Below are 14,935 nucleotides of genomic sequence, written 5' to 3'. Positions count from 1 at the left end.
GATAAAAGTAAGTGGAGAGGTTTGTCCTTTCCGCTAAAAAAATCGACGAAATAATACCTGAGGGGGTACTTTGAGTGTCAGTACAACAATGGAGCGCTGCAGATGTAGCGAAAAAAGTAATTAATAATGAGGAATTATTTATTTTAGATGTACGTAATGTGGATGCATTTGAGGATTGGAAAATTGATGGACATAAGTTCGAATACCTTAATATTCCGTATTTTGAGTTACTAGATGGCGTAGAAGGTATTTTAGCGAAAATCCCAACTGACAAAGAGGTCTTAGTCGTTTGTGCGAAAGAGGGCTCGTCAATGATGGTAGCTGATATGTTAGCGGAAGCAGGTCTTAAAGCAGCTTATTTAGCCGGCGGTATGAAAACATGGAGTGAATATTTAGAGCCGATTAAAGTAGGGAATTTAACAGGTGGCGGTGAGCTTTATCAATTCGTGCGTTTAGGAAAAGGCTGTCTGTCTTATATGGTAATTTCTGAGGGTGAGGCAGCAATTATTGACGCAGTTCGTTTTACAGAGGTATTTTTAAATTTTGCAAGTGAGAAAAACGTAAAAATTAAACATGTATTTGATACGCATTTACACGCCGATCATATTTCAGGAGGCCGTCATATAGCAGCTGCAACTGGTGCAACGTATTATCTACCCCCAAAAGATGCGGAGGAAGTTGTATATGATTATGAGCCATTAGTAGATGGTACTACGGTACAAATTGGTGCATCGAACATTGATGTAGGGGCCATTTATTCGCCAGGACATACAATCGGTTCAACATCATTTGTTGTAGATAGCAAATATTTGTTAACTGGGGACATTTTGTTTATCGATTCGATTGGACGTCCGGATTTAGCTGGTCTTGCAGAAGATTGGGTTGAAGATTTACGTGAAACACTTTATAAACGTTACCGCGAACTTTCAGATGATTTAGTTGTGTTACCGGCTCATTTTATGATTATTCATGAGTTAAATGAAGATGGCACTGTGGGCAAGCGTCTAGGTGAATTATTTGCTGAAAACCATGGCTTAAATATTGAAGATGAGGTAACGTTCCGAAGTATTGTAACTGATAATTTACCGCCGCAACCAAATGCCTACCAAGAAATTCGCCAAGTGAATATGGGCAAAATCACACCCGCACAAGATGAACAAACAGAGATGGAAATAGGACCAAATCGCTGTGCCGTAAGATAGTGCCTGGCACGCACGCAATTTGCACACAATTCGGACATGAGAGGAGATTAACATGAATTCAAACTTACAATTAGATGCAAAGGGTTTATCTTGCCCAATGCCCATCGTGAAAACGAAAAAGGCTATGGACACTCTAGTATCGGGTGAAATTTTAGAAGTGCAAGTAACGGATAAAGGTGCTTTAGCGGATATCCCGGCTTGGACTAAAGTAGGGGGCCACGCAATTCTTGGTCAATCCGAAAATGCTGGTGTTATTACATTCTTTATTCAAAAAGCGTAATGTGATTGGTGAGTGTTCGAGCTTGGACACTCACCTTTCTTCTTCGTATTGTAGTTACTGTTTACTGAAGCAATGGAGAATGTAAGTCTATGGCTAAATGAATTTTCTGACGAGGGTTTATTTCGCGAAAGACGTAATTGATAAGAAAGAAGGAAAAATGAATGGATATAACATGGATCATGACAATATTTGTAATCGGTTTTGTAGGTTCCTATGTGTCAGGAATGCTGGGGATTGGTGGCTCGATTATTAAATATCCTATGTTATTATATATACCCCCTTTACTTGGCTTTACAGCGTTTACAGCACATGAGGTATCGGGTATTAGTGCCGTACAAGTGTTTTTTGCTTCAATTGCAGGCGTATGGGCTTACCGTAAAGGTGGCTATTTAAATAAGTCTCTGATTGTCTATATGGGGGCTGCTATTTTAGTTGGGAGCTTTGTCGGTAGTTATGGTTCCCGGTTTTTATCGGAAACAGATGTTAATGTCGTATATGGTATATTAGCGCTAATTGCGGCGGTAATGATGTTTATCCCGAAAAAGCACATTGATGATAAGCCAATGCATGAGGTTAGTTTTAACAAAGGTTTAGCATCAATTTTAGCGTTCATCGTGGGGATTGGTTCAGGGATTGTTGGAGCGGCAGGTGGCTTCCTGCTCGTGCCGATTATGCTTGTTGTATTAGGGATTCCAACGCGTATGACCATTGCAACAAGTTTAGCGATTACTTTTATTTCATCCATCGGTGGTACAATAGGGAAGTTAATGACAGGTCAAGTTGATTATTATCCAGCAGCGATAATGATTGTGGCTAGTCTGATTGCTGCGCCATTAGGAGCGAAGGCAGGGAAAAATATGAATACAAAGGTATTGCAAGGTATTTTGGCGGTACTTATACTCGCAACTGCAGTAAAGATTTGGATGGATATTTTGTAGGAGGTATACAATGAAAATTGAAATATTTTCCGATTTCTCCTGCCCTTTTTGTTATATAGGGGAAAAGGAATTACAACGTGCCATTGAACAGGCTGGATATACTGGACAAGTAGAAATAGAATTTAAAGCGTTCCAAATAAATCCTAAGGCACCAAAAGAGATAGGACAGAACTTTTTGGAATATTTAATGGCCGATCATGGGATGACGATGGAAGAAGCGAAGCAAATGACAGTTGGTATTGAAAAGCGAGCAAGGGAAGTAGGGCTTGCTTATAATTATAATGACATGAAAATTGCGCATACAGAGAAGGCTCATCGCTTAGCAAAATGGACAAAACAATTTAGTAAAGAAGTGGCATATAATGAAGCTTTGATGGCTGCTTATTTTATAGAAGGTAAAGATTTAAATGATGAAGCTGTTTTACTAGCAGTTATCGAAGACTTAGGTTTAAATGTAGTTGATGCACAAGAAGTGCTTTTTTCAAGTGAAGCTTTTATAGAAGAATTGAACATGGATCGTTATGATGCACAGCAAATTGGTGTGAAAAGTGTACCATTCTTTGTATTCGAAAATCGTTATGGCATTAAAGGTGCAGAGCCAAATGAAGTATTTGTACGTACATTGCATCAAACTGCTGAAATGGTCGGTGTGAAGTCTTCGTTGAAGTGGGCTGGGGATGGTGAGTTTGCATGTGCTGACGGAGATTGTAAACTATAATAAAATGGAAGTGACCGAGTACAGTGATGTGCTGACGGAGATTGTAAACTATAATAAAATGGAAGTGACCGAGTACAGTGATGTGCTCGGTTTTTTTCTAGCATAAAATTAAATATACATAAAGGGGTATTAAGTCTAGGTTTTTCTGTTATAGCACAATATTAATTTCAATATTTATCCAACTTTGTTGTATATAAGGTTCAAATATTTAGTGGTGTGAGAAAAATCACATCCAAAAATACATTATTTTGCTAAAGTGAAATTAAAGATACAGAGGGGGGTATGGAAGATGAAAGCTATAGTAACGGGGATAGCAGGAACGGTATTATTAGCTGGTTCACTTTTTGTGGGAGCGGTCATCAGCGATAAAATCTTAGGTGATGCAAATGGAGAGACAGAAGATGCAACGGTACAAACGCAAGTACCGACAACAGCAGCTTCTCAGAAAGTTGTCTACGCACCACCAAGTATCGAAGAGGTACCAGATGGACCTATGAAAGAAGCTATTTTGTATGGCTATGAACTTGTGAATAATACACATGTTGCCGCAGATGAATACGTTGGCAATCAATTATCTTGCACAAGTTGTCATGCAGGAGCAGGTTATGATGAACAAGTTTCTTCTTTGGTAGGCGTTATGGCAAATTATCCGCAATACATTGGTCGTTCGGGAAGTATTGTAACGATAGAAGAACGCATTAATGGCTGTATGATACGAAGTATGAATGGTAAGAAATTCGAAATAAATAGTGACGAGTTGGAAGCGATGGTAGCGTACTTTGCCTATATTTCAGAAGGTGTTCCAATTGGGGCAGAACGTGAATGGGCTGGTGCAAGTAATATGAAGAGTGTACCAATACCGGATGTAGCAAATGGTGAGGAACTATATGCACAGTCTTGTATCGCTTGTCATGCTGCAGATGGCTCGGGTACTGGTGCCAATACAGGTCCAGCATTATGGGGTGAAAATTCCTTTAATGATGGTGCGGGAATGGCTCGTATGTCGAAAATGGCTGGTTACATTCAAAATAACATGCCAATTGGTGCGGATGGTACTTTAACAGATCAAGATGCTTCTGATTTAGCGGCATATATTTTATCGCAGGATCGACCAGAATGGGCAAATCATGATAAAGATTGGCCAAAAGGTGGCCGTCCGAACGATATTATGGACAAAGAGAAACGACAACAAGTAAAGAACAATACGATTGATTGGGAGCAAGTACTTTCTACAAATTAAACCAAAAGGGATGCTGTGATTTGACGGCATCCCTTTCATATTATTTGAAGTTATATGCTGTAACAATTTTTTCTTGATTTGTTGTCATGTCATTAAAGTATTCGTATAAGCAAATGCCTAGGAATGATCCTGCCACATTAAAGACATTGGAGTAGCCGTTATTTTGCAGAGCCATAACGGCATTATAACTGCGCTGACCCGAGCGGCAGTGTACATAAATTGGTACGTCCTTTGGAATTTCATTCATACGTTCACGAAGCTCACTTAATGGAATATTTATCGCATTAATTAAATGTCCAGCCTCATACTCGTTTTTCTCACGCACATCCAAAATATATGCCTTACGTTCAACTAGACCTCGAACCTCATCTACGTTAACTTGCTGGTAATGACCGAATAACTGATTCTGTGCTACTAGTGCTGCTAGATTAACCACATCCCGCGCTGTACTAAACATCGGAGAGTACGATAATTCAAGCTCTTTTAAGTCTGCTAATGTACCGTTCATTGTAATCATTGTCGCAATGACGTCGATTCGTTTGTCTGCATTGCCCTTTCCAATAGCCTGAGCACCAAGAATTTTCCCTGTTGGCACCTCGTAGACAAGTTTAAAATGTAGCGGATTACTATTTGGCATTAAGCCTACTTTGTCGGGTGCTATAATATATACACTTTTTGCTTGGAAGCCATTCGCATGTGCTGTTTTTTCATTTAACCCTGTAGCGGCGCACGTCAGATCAAAAATTTGTACGCTCGCAGATCCGATTACTCCTTTGTTCTGTTGAGGCATATTATACATGTGATTAGCTGCTGCGCGTGCTTGACGCTGTGCAGGACCCGCTAGCGCAAGGCGAGTTGGCTTATGAGTTTGGTGATGAAATACTTCGATTACATCACCAACAGCGTAAATAGATGGGTCGGAAGTGACATAGTTGCCATTTACCTGAATACCACCTAGTTCACCGATTGTAAGCCCTGCCTCTTTGGCTAGAGAAGTTTCTGGACGAACCCCAATCGCTAGTACGACAGCCTGCGCTTTCACTTGTTTCCCAGAATTCAGTTCTACATAGTCAGTCGTTACTTTGGCAAGGCCATCATTCACAATGACATGGACGCCTTTGTCCATCATTTCTTTGTGTAAAATTTGTGCCATATCGTAATCGAAGGGCATCATCATTTGATTACTAAATTCAACGAGTGAGACGTTGAAACCTGCAAGACGTAAATTTTCCGCCACTTCTACACCGATAAAGCCACCACCAATTACGGCAATATCTTCTACATCATCACTTTTAACATAATTGTTTAATCGTTCGATATCTACTACATTACGAACAGTGAATACATGAGGAGAATCGACTCCCTCTAAGTTTGGTACGATGGGGCTTGCGCCAGGAGATAACACCAACGTATCGTAGCTTTCTTCATAGCTAGTGTCGTTTATTAAATTCTTTACAGTTACGGTTTTTGCATCGCGGTTAATGGAAACTACTTCGTGACTAACTCGTGCTTCGATATTGTATTTTGATTGAAAAGTCTGTGGTGTAATTAAAATCAATTTGCTACTGTTTTCAACGATTCCGCTTAAATGAAACGGTAAAGAGCAATTTGAGAATGATACATTGGGTCCTTTTTCAAACATAATAACCTCGGCTTGCTCATCTAAGCGACGAATTCTTGCAGCTGTTGAGGCACCACCTGCGACACCACCAACTATTAAAAACTTTTTACTCATATATACACATCCTTTTCCAATATATACTTATAAGGGTATTGAGAAGGTTAAACGTTGAATTATTAACGATTTATTTGGCTTATAATCTTATAGAGCATTAATATAAATGAATTATATACCTGTATGGGTATATAATCAATGATAATTATTTATTCTTTTCAGCAAACTTGGCGTAATAATTTTATATTGAAATAAAGTATAAGGAACCGAGGGTGGTGAATGCTGCTTCTGTCGCTTTGTTTTCGTCGCAGAGCAAAGTACGAGCAATGAGGATGCTCAGCACAGGCCCGCGAAAAAGCGACCGTCCGCAATGACATGTGTAGTCAAGTACATATTTTGAAAAAGAGCCAAAAAATAACGAATAGGACTTCTAATATTGACAATGGTTGTACGAAATATTTGATGGGATGGTAAAAATAGCTATTAACTTCATTTACAACAGGGGGTTAGTAAAAGAAAGTACATGCATGAATTTGTTATACTAGCAGTATTAGGAAGAAACAATGGGGGCGGTACTGTTGATTTTTGTTAAATTTCTTATTCAAATTATAGTCGTTTCGGGGATCATTTACTTTGTCAGTGGTCGTTTAATAGGTTCGAGTATAAATTTTGTACGAAGAGTGTTATCAGTTGTGATTAGTGTGACACTGACGTCCTTTGTTTACTGGTATTCATACTTGCGTCATACAGATTTTTTATCGGAATCAATGGTGCAAACTATGACAGAGGTAAGTACGCTCATTTGGATAGGCAGTATGCTCCTAATATCCATGCTACTTTACCTCGTGTTTGAACTCTTTGATTCGAGTGGTATTGCTAGTGGAGATCGACGACACGGACAGAAATCTATACTGTTAAGGTTACGTAGTTACTGGCGTCAACAAAAGCGATTGCGCCAGGTATTAAAAATTGCAGTCACTAATGGTGTTGTACAAACAATTAAATATGCAAGACAGCGTGAAAATGAAAAGGAGCTTGCGATTGCACTAAGAAAGACATTAGAGCAGTGTGGTGGGATATTCATCAAATTTGGTCAAGTATTATCTACACGCAAGGAGTTGTTTTCACCCATATTCATAGATGAATTAGAGCGGCTCCAACAAAGTGTGAGGCCGTTGCAACCTGAGCAAGTAACAAAGATATTGGAACATGCCCTTCCTAAACCTGTAGATGAGGTATTCACTACTTTTCATATGGAGCCTTTAGCGGCTGCATCTATTGGACAAGTACATAAGGCACGACTGAAAAATTACGATGAAGTTGTGGTGAAATTACTCCGTCCAGAAGTGAAAGGTATAATGCGTGATGATCTGGATATATTAGAGGAATTTGCGAACTGGCTTACAAGCAAGTCAACGTGGGCAGAATCATTGGGATTTCGAGAGTTGGCTGGTGGATTTGCGGATGGTTTGCGTGAGGAAACTCATTTAGACATTGAGGTCCGTAATACATTGCAGGTGACGAATGCGCTTGCGAAAAGTGATTATAAGGTGCGCATTCCTAAAATTTATACGCAATATAGTGATGAAGATATTATTGTCATGGAGTACGTACGAGGGAAAAGCGTGGCAGAAGGTGCATCAGAGTTTAAACGACTATCAATAGATCGTAGGCAGTTTGCACAGACAATACTGTATTCTTTCTTTGAGCAAATGCTTTTTTCTGGTATATTTCACGCAGATCCGCACCCTGGCAATATTTATATCGATGAGACAGATGGTGCACCAATTTTGCTCGACTTCGGGGCTGTCGGACGTTTAGGAACTACCCAACAAGAAGGTTTAAAGCTATTTTTAATGGGCATTCAGCAAAATGATTCGAGCATCTTATACGACGGCTTAATGCTATTAGTAGAGAAAGCAAATCATGTAGAACGGGCACGAATGGAGCAAGCAATAGATCAAATTTTGTTAAAAATTTCTTATGTCGATCGTATTCCAACCGAAGAATTGATTCATTCGTTATTTACCGTTGTCCGTGATTTTGGCCTTGCATTTTATCCGTCGGTCGGTCTAGCGCTTCGATCGTTAGTGACGTTGGATGGTACGTTGCGAATTATTGAGCCGCAATTTGATATTTTCACAGAAGCAAAGGATTTTTCTTCCGCCTATATGCGCGCAGCATTTTTAAAACCTTTTAAAGAACCAATGGCTACAAAGGAACGTTTGCAAGAAGAACTATCGATGCTAATTCCAACGTTACGAAAGATGCCAAGAAGAGTTGATCAACTCATTCAACGTGTGGAAAGTGGAAAAATCATATTACATCATGATATTTTTTCAGATGAACATAATGCTCGTTTTATTACACAACTGTTTTCACGTTTTGTTCTGTTACTCGTGGGGATTACGTTTGGCATAATTTCAGTAGCTTTATTAGCTATCTCACAATTTATACATGATTCCTATGCCGTATACTTAAATACAGCAGCGTACTTAGGTTTATTCTTATGTGCCATCCTGTTAGTACGGTTATCGATTCAAGCTTTACGTTCAATGAAACAATAGGTAGGGGAAAAATGCCCTTACCTTTTTTAATTCCTGAGAAATATATAATTTGTATATTACAAAACCATTACAAATAATGATGAGTGGTTGGTGGAGTGAAGAGGTAAATAAGTATTAGTGTAGCGTATTATCGGTTATTGTAGAGTAATTGAGCAGTGTTGGTAATATTACAAAAATGTTTCGAGTTTTACTAAACTATTAAAACGACGATAAATAGTATAAAAGTTATGCTTTTAATGCTAAACTTTAAAAGGCTAATAAAAGTATAAAAAATTCGAATATATATAGAAATCGTTCAAGTGATTACATAGAACACCGAGAGCGAAATTGATGGATGAAGGGAAATGAAGTTTAGTGGGTAAGCGCAATAAATGGCGTAAGTCGATGGTGCTAACATTAGCACTTGCTGGCGGCTTATTATTTAATACAGTACAACCAACCGAAGTGCACGCAGAAGAAACTTCTCAACAAATGATTGAGAAAAAAGCTCAAATTGATGCAGAAGTTAAAAAATTAGAGGCAGAATTAACAAGTCTTCAAAACGATATTGATGAAAAAGTTAAAGTATTTAATCAAGTACAGGCAGATATTAAAGAAGTTGATGCTAGTATCGTGGAAACAGAAAAGCGTATCGAGCAACGTTCTGCTATTTTGAGTGAACGTATGGCTGCATACCAAGCGCAGGATAACACTGTGGGTGTTTATTTAAGCGTAGTGCTTGAAGCAAAAAGCTTTGCAGACTTAATGGATCGTGTCGTAGCGGTTAAAACATTAATGGACGCTGACCAAGAATTGGTTAACCAACAAGAGGCAGATAAAGCAAAATTAGAAGAACAAAAAGCAACTCTAGATGAAAAACAAAAAGAATTACAAAAGCAATTCCAAGCGCTTCAACAAAAAGAAAGCGAAATGGAAGTTAAAAAAGCTGAAAACGAAGCAAAATCACTTGCGTTAAAGGCTCAGATTGCCACTAAACAAGAAGAGGAACGCTTAGAGGCGGAGCGTAAAGCAGCTGAAGAAGAAGCGGCTCGTTTACGTGCACTACAATCTGCTACACCTGTAATGCAAGCAACTAGTAATGGCGGTGGGAAACCACAATCAATCGTAGTTGGTTCAGGTACAGGTACAGCTTCTTCAGGCGATGCTATTTCAACAGCTAAGCAATTTTTAGGCCGTGGTTATGTATGGGGCGGTAGCAATCCTTCAACAGGTTTTGACTGTTCTGGTCTTGTACAATGGTCATACAAGCAAGCGGGAGTTTCATTACCACGTACTGCATCTCAACAATATCTAGCAACACAACGCATTTCAGCAAGTGAAGCGCGTGTAGGTGACTTAGTATTCTTTAGTTATGGTTCAGGCGTAGCACATGTTGGTATTTACCTAGGCAACAACACGATGATTGATGCTCAAAACAAAGGTGTTGTCATTGAATCACTTGATTGGTGGAATCAATATTTAGTAGGCTTCGGTCGCATTCAATAATCCTACTATTTATATAGACGATTTAAATAGCAAAAAGGTCATCTTTGTAGAGCAAATTACAGAGATGGCCTTTTTTAAACGTTAAAGAAATATAAATTTTCTTATTCAATTTTAGGTATTCATGCAGCGATAAATTAATGACGCGGCGAAAGCCACTTTATGTGGCATGTGCGCTATACATTCTTTTTCAGCGCTTGTCGCAGCTATATGGCCGCGAGTGCGCTTTTCTTATAAGTTAGTTAAACTTTGAAATTCAACTTGATAATACCTGTTTCTTTTAAAGCAATGAATAAAATAATAAAAAATGGTCCTGTGAGTAAACCAATGATACCAAATAGCTGAAGTCCGATAAACATGGCTATTAATGTTGGCAAGGTAGATAATCCGATATGATCTCCCATCAACTTGGGCTCGACTACTCGACGAATTATGAGTAGAATAACTGCTAAGATGAATAATTGGACAGAAATGGATGTGTTTCCCATTAATAAATGATAAAGCCCCCAAGGTGCTAAAATAATAATTGATCCCAGAAATGGAACGATGTCAATTAGCCAAATGATTAAGGTCATTGTGACAGCATATTTGGGCTGAATAAGGAGAAGTCCAACAAGTGTGACACCTCCAATAATAAAGCTCACGAGTAGATGTGCCTTCATAAAACCAAAAAATGCGTCTTTTAAACGATTAGAAATTATTTTCATTTTTTTCGCAGTAGATGGCTTCAAATATTTGTAAGTAACTTGTTTTAATTTTGGTAAATCTAGCATAAATAGAAATAGAGCAATCATATATACGAGAAGACTAATAAAGAGGCTTGGAATTTCTGAAAAGAATGCAGTAACTTTGGTATAATTAAAGATGTTTAGAAAAGATTCTTCAATTTTCTTAATGAAATCCATTGTTGTACTTTGAAGTGAAGCACTCACTTCAGCGGGGAAGTCTTCCGTATATTTAGAAATGTTATCTTGCATGTTTAACCACATTTCCGATAGTTTAGAAATATAATAGGGGGCTTGCTTTGAAACTACTATAATTTGCGACATGAGCTGTGTAATAGTAAAGTAACAAATAATAGAAATAAAGATAACGCTCATTATGTAAATGAAGGCGACTGCAATTTTCCGAGACATTTTCCATTTTCGTTTAAAAAACATTACAATTGGTTCTAAGAAAAAAGCGGTAATCCCCGCCAATATAATAGGCACGGAGACTGGTATGATAAAATATGCCGCCACTATTAGACATATAATCACAAGCGTTCGTAAAATCAACTTTCGGGTAATAGATTTATTCATAAACTCTCCTTCTTTGTATAAATTAAGTTAAGTGTAACATAAAAAATTTAAAATTTTATAACGTTCTGACAGAATAAAGGTAGGGATGAATCATGGAAAAAGAGATTTTGCAACTTTTTAGTAATATAACAGAGCATGACCGTGAAATCCAATTCGAGTCTTATGAAGAATTGATAAAAATTATGCAAGAACCAGTTGACTGGACATACTCAGTCTGGGAGCATCTCGTTCAAGCCCTTACATATAAAGATGGACATGTACGTGCACGTGCAGTACAGTTTTTATGCGCATTGGCGGCTAAAAGTGATCCAGAAGAACGTGTACTAGAGGATTTTTTGAAAATTTGGGCAGTAACGTATGATGATAAAACTGTAACGGCAAGACATAGTCTACAAGCAATCTGGCAAATTGGGCTTGCTGGACAAGTGCAAAGAGATTTAATTGTTTCGTATTTAGCAAAAAGATTCCAAACGTGTATTGACGAAAAACACCCGACACTGATCCGATACGATATTATTGTATCCTTTAAAAAGTTGTTTGATGCCACGAATGACAGGAATCTATTAGAAATTGCAAAGAGATTAATTGATGAAGAACAAAACGTAAAATATAAAAAGAAATATCAGACAGCCATTCGTTAAACAAGCGTAATGGCTATTTTTTATGTTGAAACTCATTTGTTGGAGAAAATTTAGTTTATTGCTATAATCATGAAAAATATGAAAATGAGGTTTAAAAGTCAAATGGTGAAATTTTATCGATGGAAACATATCGTGGGAAGCCGATGCTTATTGTCAACACAGCAAACAAATGTCGTTTTACATATCAGTTTGAATATTTACAAAAAATGTATGAAAAATAGGGCAAGGATAATTTCCTTGTGTTAGGTTTTCTTTGTGACCAATTTGACAATCAAAATCCAGAAGATGGTGAAGAAACTACACAGCTATGTAAAGTAAATTATGGTGTGATATTTCCAATTTTTGAATTAGTGCAAGTAAATGGTGAGACTACACATCCATTATTCAATTATTTAAAGCATGAAGTGGATTTTCATGAATTTGGAAAGGCAAATATACAGGAGAAAATGTTAGCTCAAACGATAGTCCAAATAGCACCTAGCTTTTTAGATGGTCGCAATATTCGCTGGAACTTTACACAATTTTTAGTAGATGGTAATCGTAAAACAACTGCGCGCTTCGAACCAACGGATTCTCAACTTGATATTGAACAAGCTATCGAAAGAATTTTATAGTCATTATTGAATATAGAATTTTCAGGTGAGAACTACAAATAGCTAATCGTTATGTAGAAATAGTGCTAGGTTTTATATGTTTTTGACCGAGTTTTCCGCAATTTCGCAACTACTTTTTCATCACAATATATGATAAACTGCTTTACAAGTGAATAATTCTTGCAGAATAAGGGTGCTAGGCCATAGCATAATCGGGAATTCGGTGTAAAACCGAAGCTGTTTCCGCAACTGTAAGTACATAAATCATAAATTTAAGCCACTGTCTAAGATTAGATGGGAAGGTATTTATGACATCGCTACATCTAGGTAGTGAACTGTACAAGCCAGGAGACCGACCTTTATTTGAACGTATAAGTACTCTTCGGAAGTTAGGAGGATATGCGGCAAATACATAGGCAATGTCGTGTCAAAGCGACACTATTTATGCATTTTCGTCGTTACTCTATTAATCGGGAGTGGCGTTTTTTTTATGCACTTTAACCTTCATCCAGTAAGTAAGGAGAATTTCACGAAAGAAAGTGGGGGTCTTAGTTTTGAAAAAAGATGCGCGTTATTCATGTTATCCGTTTATGCGTGAAAAAGTATCAACGGTTGATTATGAAATTCGTACAGATAGTTTAACAACACATGTAGGTGTTGCCCTGGCGGCTGTAAAGAAAGAAACGGTGGAGGTTGTAGCAGGCGATTTGCTGGCAATTTTGCCGATGGCTTATCATGTCAATGGTTCAGTACGTGGCAAATTGGCAGTTACCGATGAAGATTTAGCATGGTTAAGTAATCGTTATGATTTTTACGTTGAGCATGTTAGGGAAGAGATTCAAAACTTTGTTTTACCACAAGGAACGGAGGCTGCTGTTGCCCTTCATTTATGTCGAAGTGAAGCGAAAAAATCATACCGTGTCTTGCACAAAGTGTCTGAAGAGCGAGAAGTACCAGCTATTCTCTTCGATTATTTAGGATTACTGGCGAATGTGTTTTTTGTCATGGCTGTATACATGAATCAACAAGCTGGAATTGCTGAAATTCCGTTTATAAGTAAATCATACCCAATGAAAAAGAAAAAAGGAGAATGAGATAAGTGAAGAAATTATTTAATTTCCAATGGCTATCAATTTTGATGTTAGCACTTGTCCTAGTGGGCTGCGGTACAACTGATGAAGAGAAGAATGGGGAAACATCTCAGGAACAAAAATCAACTGAAGCAACAGGCTATAAAGTGACTGATGATCGTGGTGTAGAAGTGACATTTGATGCTGTACCAAAAACTGTGGTGTCATTACAGCCAAGCAATACAGAAATTTTATTTGCATTAGGTGTTGGGGATAAAATCGTAGGCGCAACAGATTATGATACATATCCAGCAGAAGCACAAAACATTGAACGAGTATCAGATTCTATGACGTTTAATAGCGAGCGCATTTTAGCATTAAAGCCAGATGTAGTGATTGCTTATACTACTGGCCAGGATGACGCGTTAAAAGGACTTGAAGATGCAGGTGTAAAAGTATTTGTTATCCAGTCAGCAGCCTCATTTAAAGATGTTTATGGGGATATAGAACAAATTGCGACTGTCATGGGTGTTGAGGATAAAGGTGAGCAATTAAATAAAGACATTAGGGCTAAAATAGCTAATGTTCAAGCAAAAGTAAAAGATGTAGAAAAACAAAAAAATGTTTACTTGGAGATTAGTCCAAAGCCAGACATTTATACAACAGCAGCAGGTACATTCCAACAAGAAATTTTAAATGCTGCTAATGTGAGCAATGTATTTGCTGACCAAAAGGGTTGGGTAAAGGTTTCTGAGGAAGACGTCATTGCTAAAAACCCTGAAGTTATTCTAACAACTGTGAATTACGCTAAGGATCCTGCGGCAGAAATTATTGCCCGTAATGGTTGGAATACGATTACAGCGATTCAAAACAAAGCAGTATATTATGTAGATGCTGATATTTCCACTCGTCCTGGTCCACGTATTGGGGAAGCGGTTGAGTTAGTAGCCAAAGCTGTTTATCCTGAGCTGTTTCAATAATTAAAGACTTTTAAGAGCCGTTCTATTAGATTAGGACGGCTTTTTGTTAGGTATGACACCTTGCCGAAATTAGCTCGGAAAGAGGGAGAAGCGCTCAGGTGCCCTGGAAATGCGCTCTGGTAAGAAGGCAAGATTTATTTTAGATAGCGCTATACATCGCATGTCTTTTTGGTGAAAAGGCATTGCTATGTACAGAAAAGCCCTGGTGTGAAAATTGGTATTATCCTCAGTTGTTTTATAGAATAGAA

12 protein-coding genes, 1 pseudogene and 1 riboswitch are annotated in these 14,935 nt (G+C 38.0%); of the genes and pseudogenes, 11 read left to right on the top strand and 2 right to left on the bottom strand.

Translation table 11 applies throughout. From position 1 onward, the window contains the following. Positions 1-74 precede the first annotated feature (74 nt). From C9J31_RS21720 to C9J31_RS21700, 5 genes are all read left to right on the top strand, one after another. Positions 75-1,202 carry an MBL fold metallo-hydrolase gene (locus C9J31_RS21720; RefSeq protein ID WP_107948739.1) on the top strand — a complete coding sequence of 376 codons (1,128 nt, stop codon included), beginning with the start codon at positions 75-77 and terminating at the stop codon, positions 1,200-1,202. A gap of 52 nt (positions 1,203-1,254) precedes the next feature. After that, on the top strand, positions 1,255-1,482 hold the full coding sequence (locus C9J31_RS21715; protein WP_054768327.1) for a sulfurtransferase TusA family protein: 228 nt from the start codon (positions 1,255-1,257) through the stop codon (positions 1,480-1,482). A 161-nt stretch (positions 1,483-1,643) separates the two neighbouring features. Beyond that, positions 1,644-2,420 carry a sulfite exporter TauE/SafE family protein gene (locus C9J31_RS21710; protein ID WP_107948741.1) on the top strand — a complete coding sequence of 259 codons (777 nt, stop codon included), beginning with the start codon at positions 1,644-1,646 and terminating at the stop codon, positions 2,418-2,420. 10 nt (positions 2,421-2,430) lie between these two features. Continuing rightward, positions 2,431-3,138 (top strand): DsbA family oxidoreductase, encoded by a 708-nt coding sequence (locus C9J31_RS21705; protein ID WP_107948743.1) that lies wholly within the window; start codon positions 2,431-2,433, stop codon positions 3,136-3,138. A 289-nt stretch (positions 3,139-3,427) separates the two neighbouring features. After that, positions 3,428-4,378 carry a c-type cytochrome gene (locus C9J31_RS21700; protein ID WP_107948745.1) on the top strand — a complete coding sequence of 317 codons (951 nt, stop codon included), beginning with the start codon at positions 3,428-3,430 and terminating at the stop codon, positions 4,376-4,378. A 40-nt stretch (positions 4,379-4,418) separates the two neighbouring features. Here the strand turns inward: C9J31_RS21700 and C9J31_RS21695 are convergent, their stop codons facing one another. After that, positions 4,419-6,113: an FAD-dependent oxidoreductase gene (locus C9J31_RS21695; RefSeq protein ID WP_107948747.1), complete on the bottom strand. Its 1,695-nt coding sequence runs from the start codon at positions 6,111-6,113 to the stop codon at positions 4,419-4,421. Between the two features lie 518 nt (positions 6,114-6,631). On the opposite strand from C9J31_RS21695, the gene C9J31_RS21690 reads away from it, so the two are divergent. Both C9J31_RS21690 and C9J31_RS21685 read left to right on the top strand, forming a co-directional pair. Beyond that, on the top strand, positions 6,632-8,620 hold the full coding sequence (locus tag C9J31_RS21690) for an ABC1 kinase family protein (RefSeq protein ID WP_107948870.1): 1,989 nt from the start codon (positions 6,632-6,634) through the stop codon (positions 8,618-8,620). A 354-nt stretch (positions 8,621-8,974) separates the two neighbouring features. Then, positions 8,975-10,105: a C40 family peptidase gene (locus tag C9J31_RS21685; RefSeq protein ID WP_274520165.1), complete on the top strand. Its 1,131-nt coding sequence runs from the start codon at positions 8,975-8,977 to the stop codon at positions 10,103-10,105. A gap of 239 nt (positions 10,106-10,344) precedes the next feature. Here C9J31_RS21685 and ytvI read toward each other — a convergent pair whose 3' ends face one another. Next, a complete protein-coding gene (gene ytvI, locus C9J31_RS21680) occupies positions 10,345-11,403 on the bottom strand; it encodes a sporulation integral membrane protein YtvI (RefSeq protein WP_107924080.1) in 1,059 nt (352 codons plus the stop codon). Between the two features lie 92 nt (positions 11,404-11,495). Here ytvI and C9J31_RS21675 point away from each other — a divergent pair, with 92 nt between their 5' ends. From C9J31_RS21675 to C9J31_RS21660, 4 genes and pseudogenes are all read left to right on the top strand, one after another. Then, a complete protein-coding gene (locus C9J31_RS21675; RefSeq protein WP_107924081.1) occupies positions 11,496-12,044 on the top strand; it encodes a hypothetical protein in 549 nt (182 codons plus the stop codon). Between the two features lie 110 nt (positions 12,045-12,154). Next, positions 12,155-12,658, top strand: a pseudogene (locus C9J31_RS21670) (glutathione peroxidase). Positions 12,659-12,811: 153 nt separating this feature from the next. After that, positions 12,812-13,012, top strand: a riboswitch (cobalamin riboswitch). 179 nt (positions 13,013-13,191) lie between these two features. Beyond that, the gene (locus C9J31_RS21665) at positions 13,192-13,731 is read left to right on the top strand and encodes a hypothetical protein (RefSeq protein ID WP_107948749.1); all 540 of its coding nucleotides are present in this window, start codon (positions 13,192-13,194) and stop codon (positions 13,729-13,731) included. A gap of 5 nt (positions 13,732-13,736) precedes the next feature. Further along, the gene (locus C9J31_RS21660) at positions 13,737-14,687 is read left to right on the top strand and encodes an ABC transporter substrate-binding protein (protein ID WP_107948751.1); all 951 of its coding nucleotides are present in this window, start codon (positions 13,737-13,739) and stop codon (positions 14,685-14,687) included. The last annotated feature ends 248 nt before the right edge of the window (positions 14,688-14,935 follow it).

Source organism: Lysinibacillus parviboronicapiens, assembly GCF_003049605.2.
GTDB classification, from domain to species: Bacteria; Bacillota; Bacilli; order Bacillales_A; family Planococcaceae; genus Lysinibacillus; species Lysinibacillus parviboronicapiens.
The sequence above is the reverse complement of the archived record's forward strand: the minus strand, read 5'-3'. Positions and strand labels throughout refer to the sequence as shown.

Coding starts and splice junctions, on each gene's coding strand:
- C9J31_RS21705 (WP_107948743.1), top strand. CDS start 2,431: ATGAAAATTGAAATATTTTCCGATTTCTCCTGCCCTTTTTGTTATATA.
- ytvI (WP_107924080.1), bottom strand. CDS start 11,403: ATGAATAAATCTATTACCCGAAAGTTGATTTTACGAACGCTTGTGATT.
- C9J31_RS21675 (WP_107924081.1), top strand. CDS start 11,496: ATGGAAAAAGAGATTTTGCAACTTTTTAGTAATATAACAGAGCATGAC.
- C9J31_RS21700 (WP_107948745.1), top strand. CDS start 3,428: ATGAAAGCTATAGTAACGGGGATAGCAGGAACGGTATTATTAGCTGGT.
- C9J31_RS21715 (WP_054768327.1), top strand. CDS start 1,255: ATGAATTCAAACTTACAATTAGATGCAAAGGGTTTATCTTGCCCAATG.
- C9J31_RS21710 (WP_107948741.1), top strand. CDS start 1,644: ATGGATATAACATGGATCATGACAATATTTGTAATCGGTTTTGTAGGT.
- C9J31_RS21695 (WP_107948747.1), bottom strand. CDS start 6,113: ATGAGTAAAAAGTTTTTAATAGTTGGTGGTGTCGCAGGTGGTGCCTCA.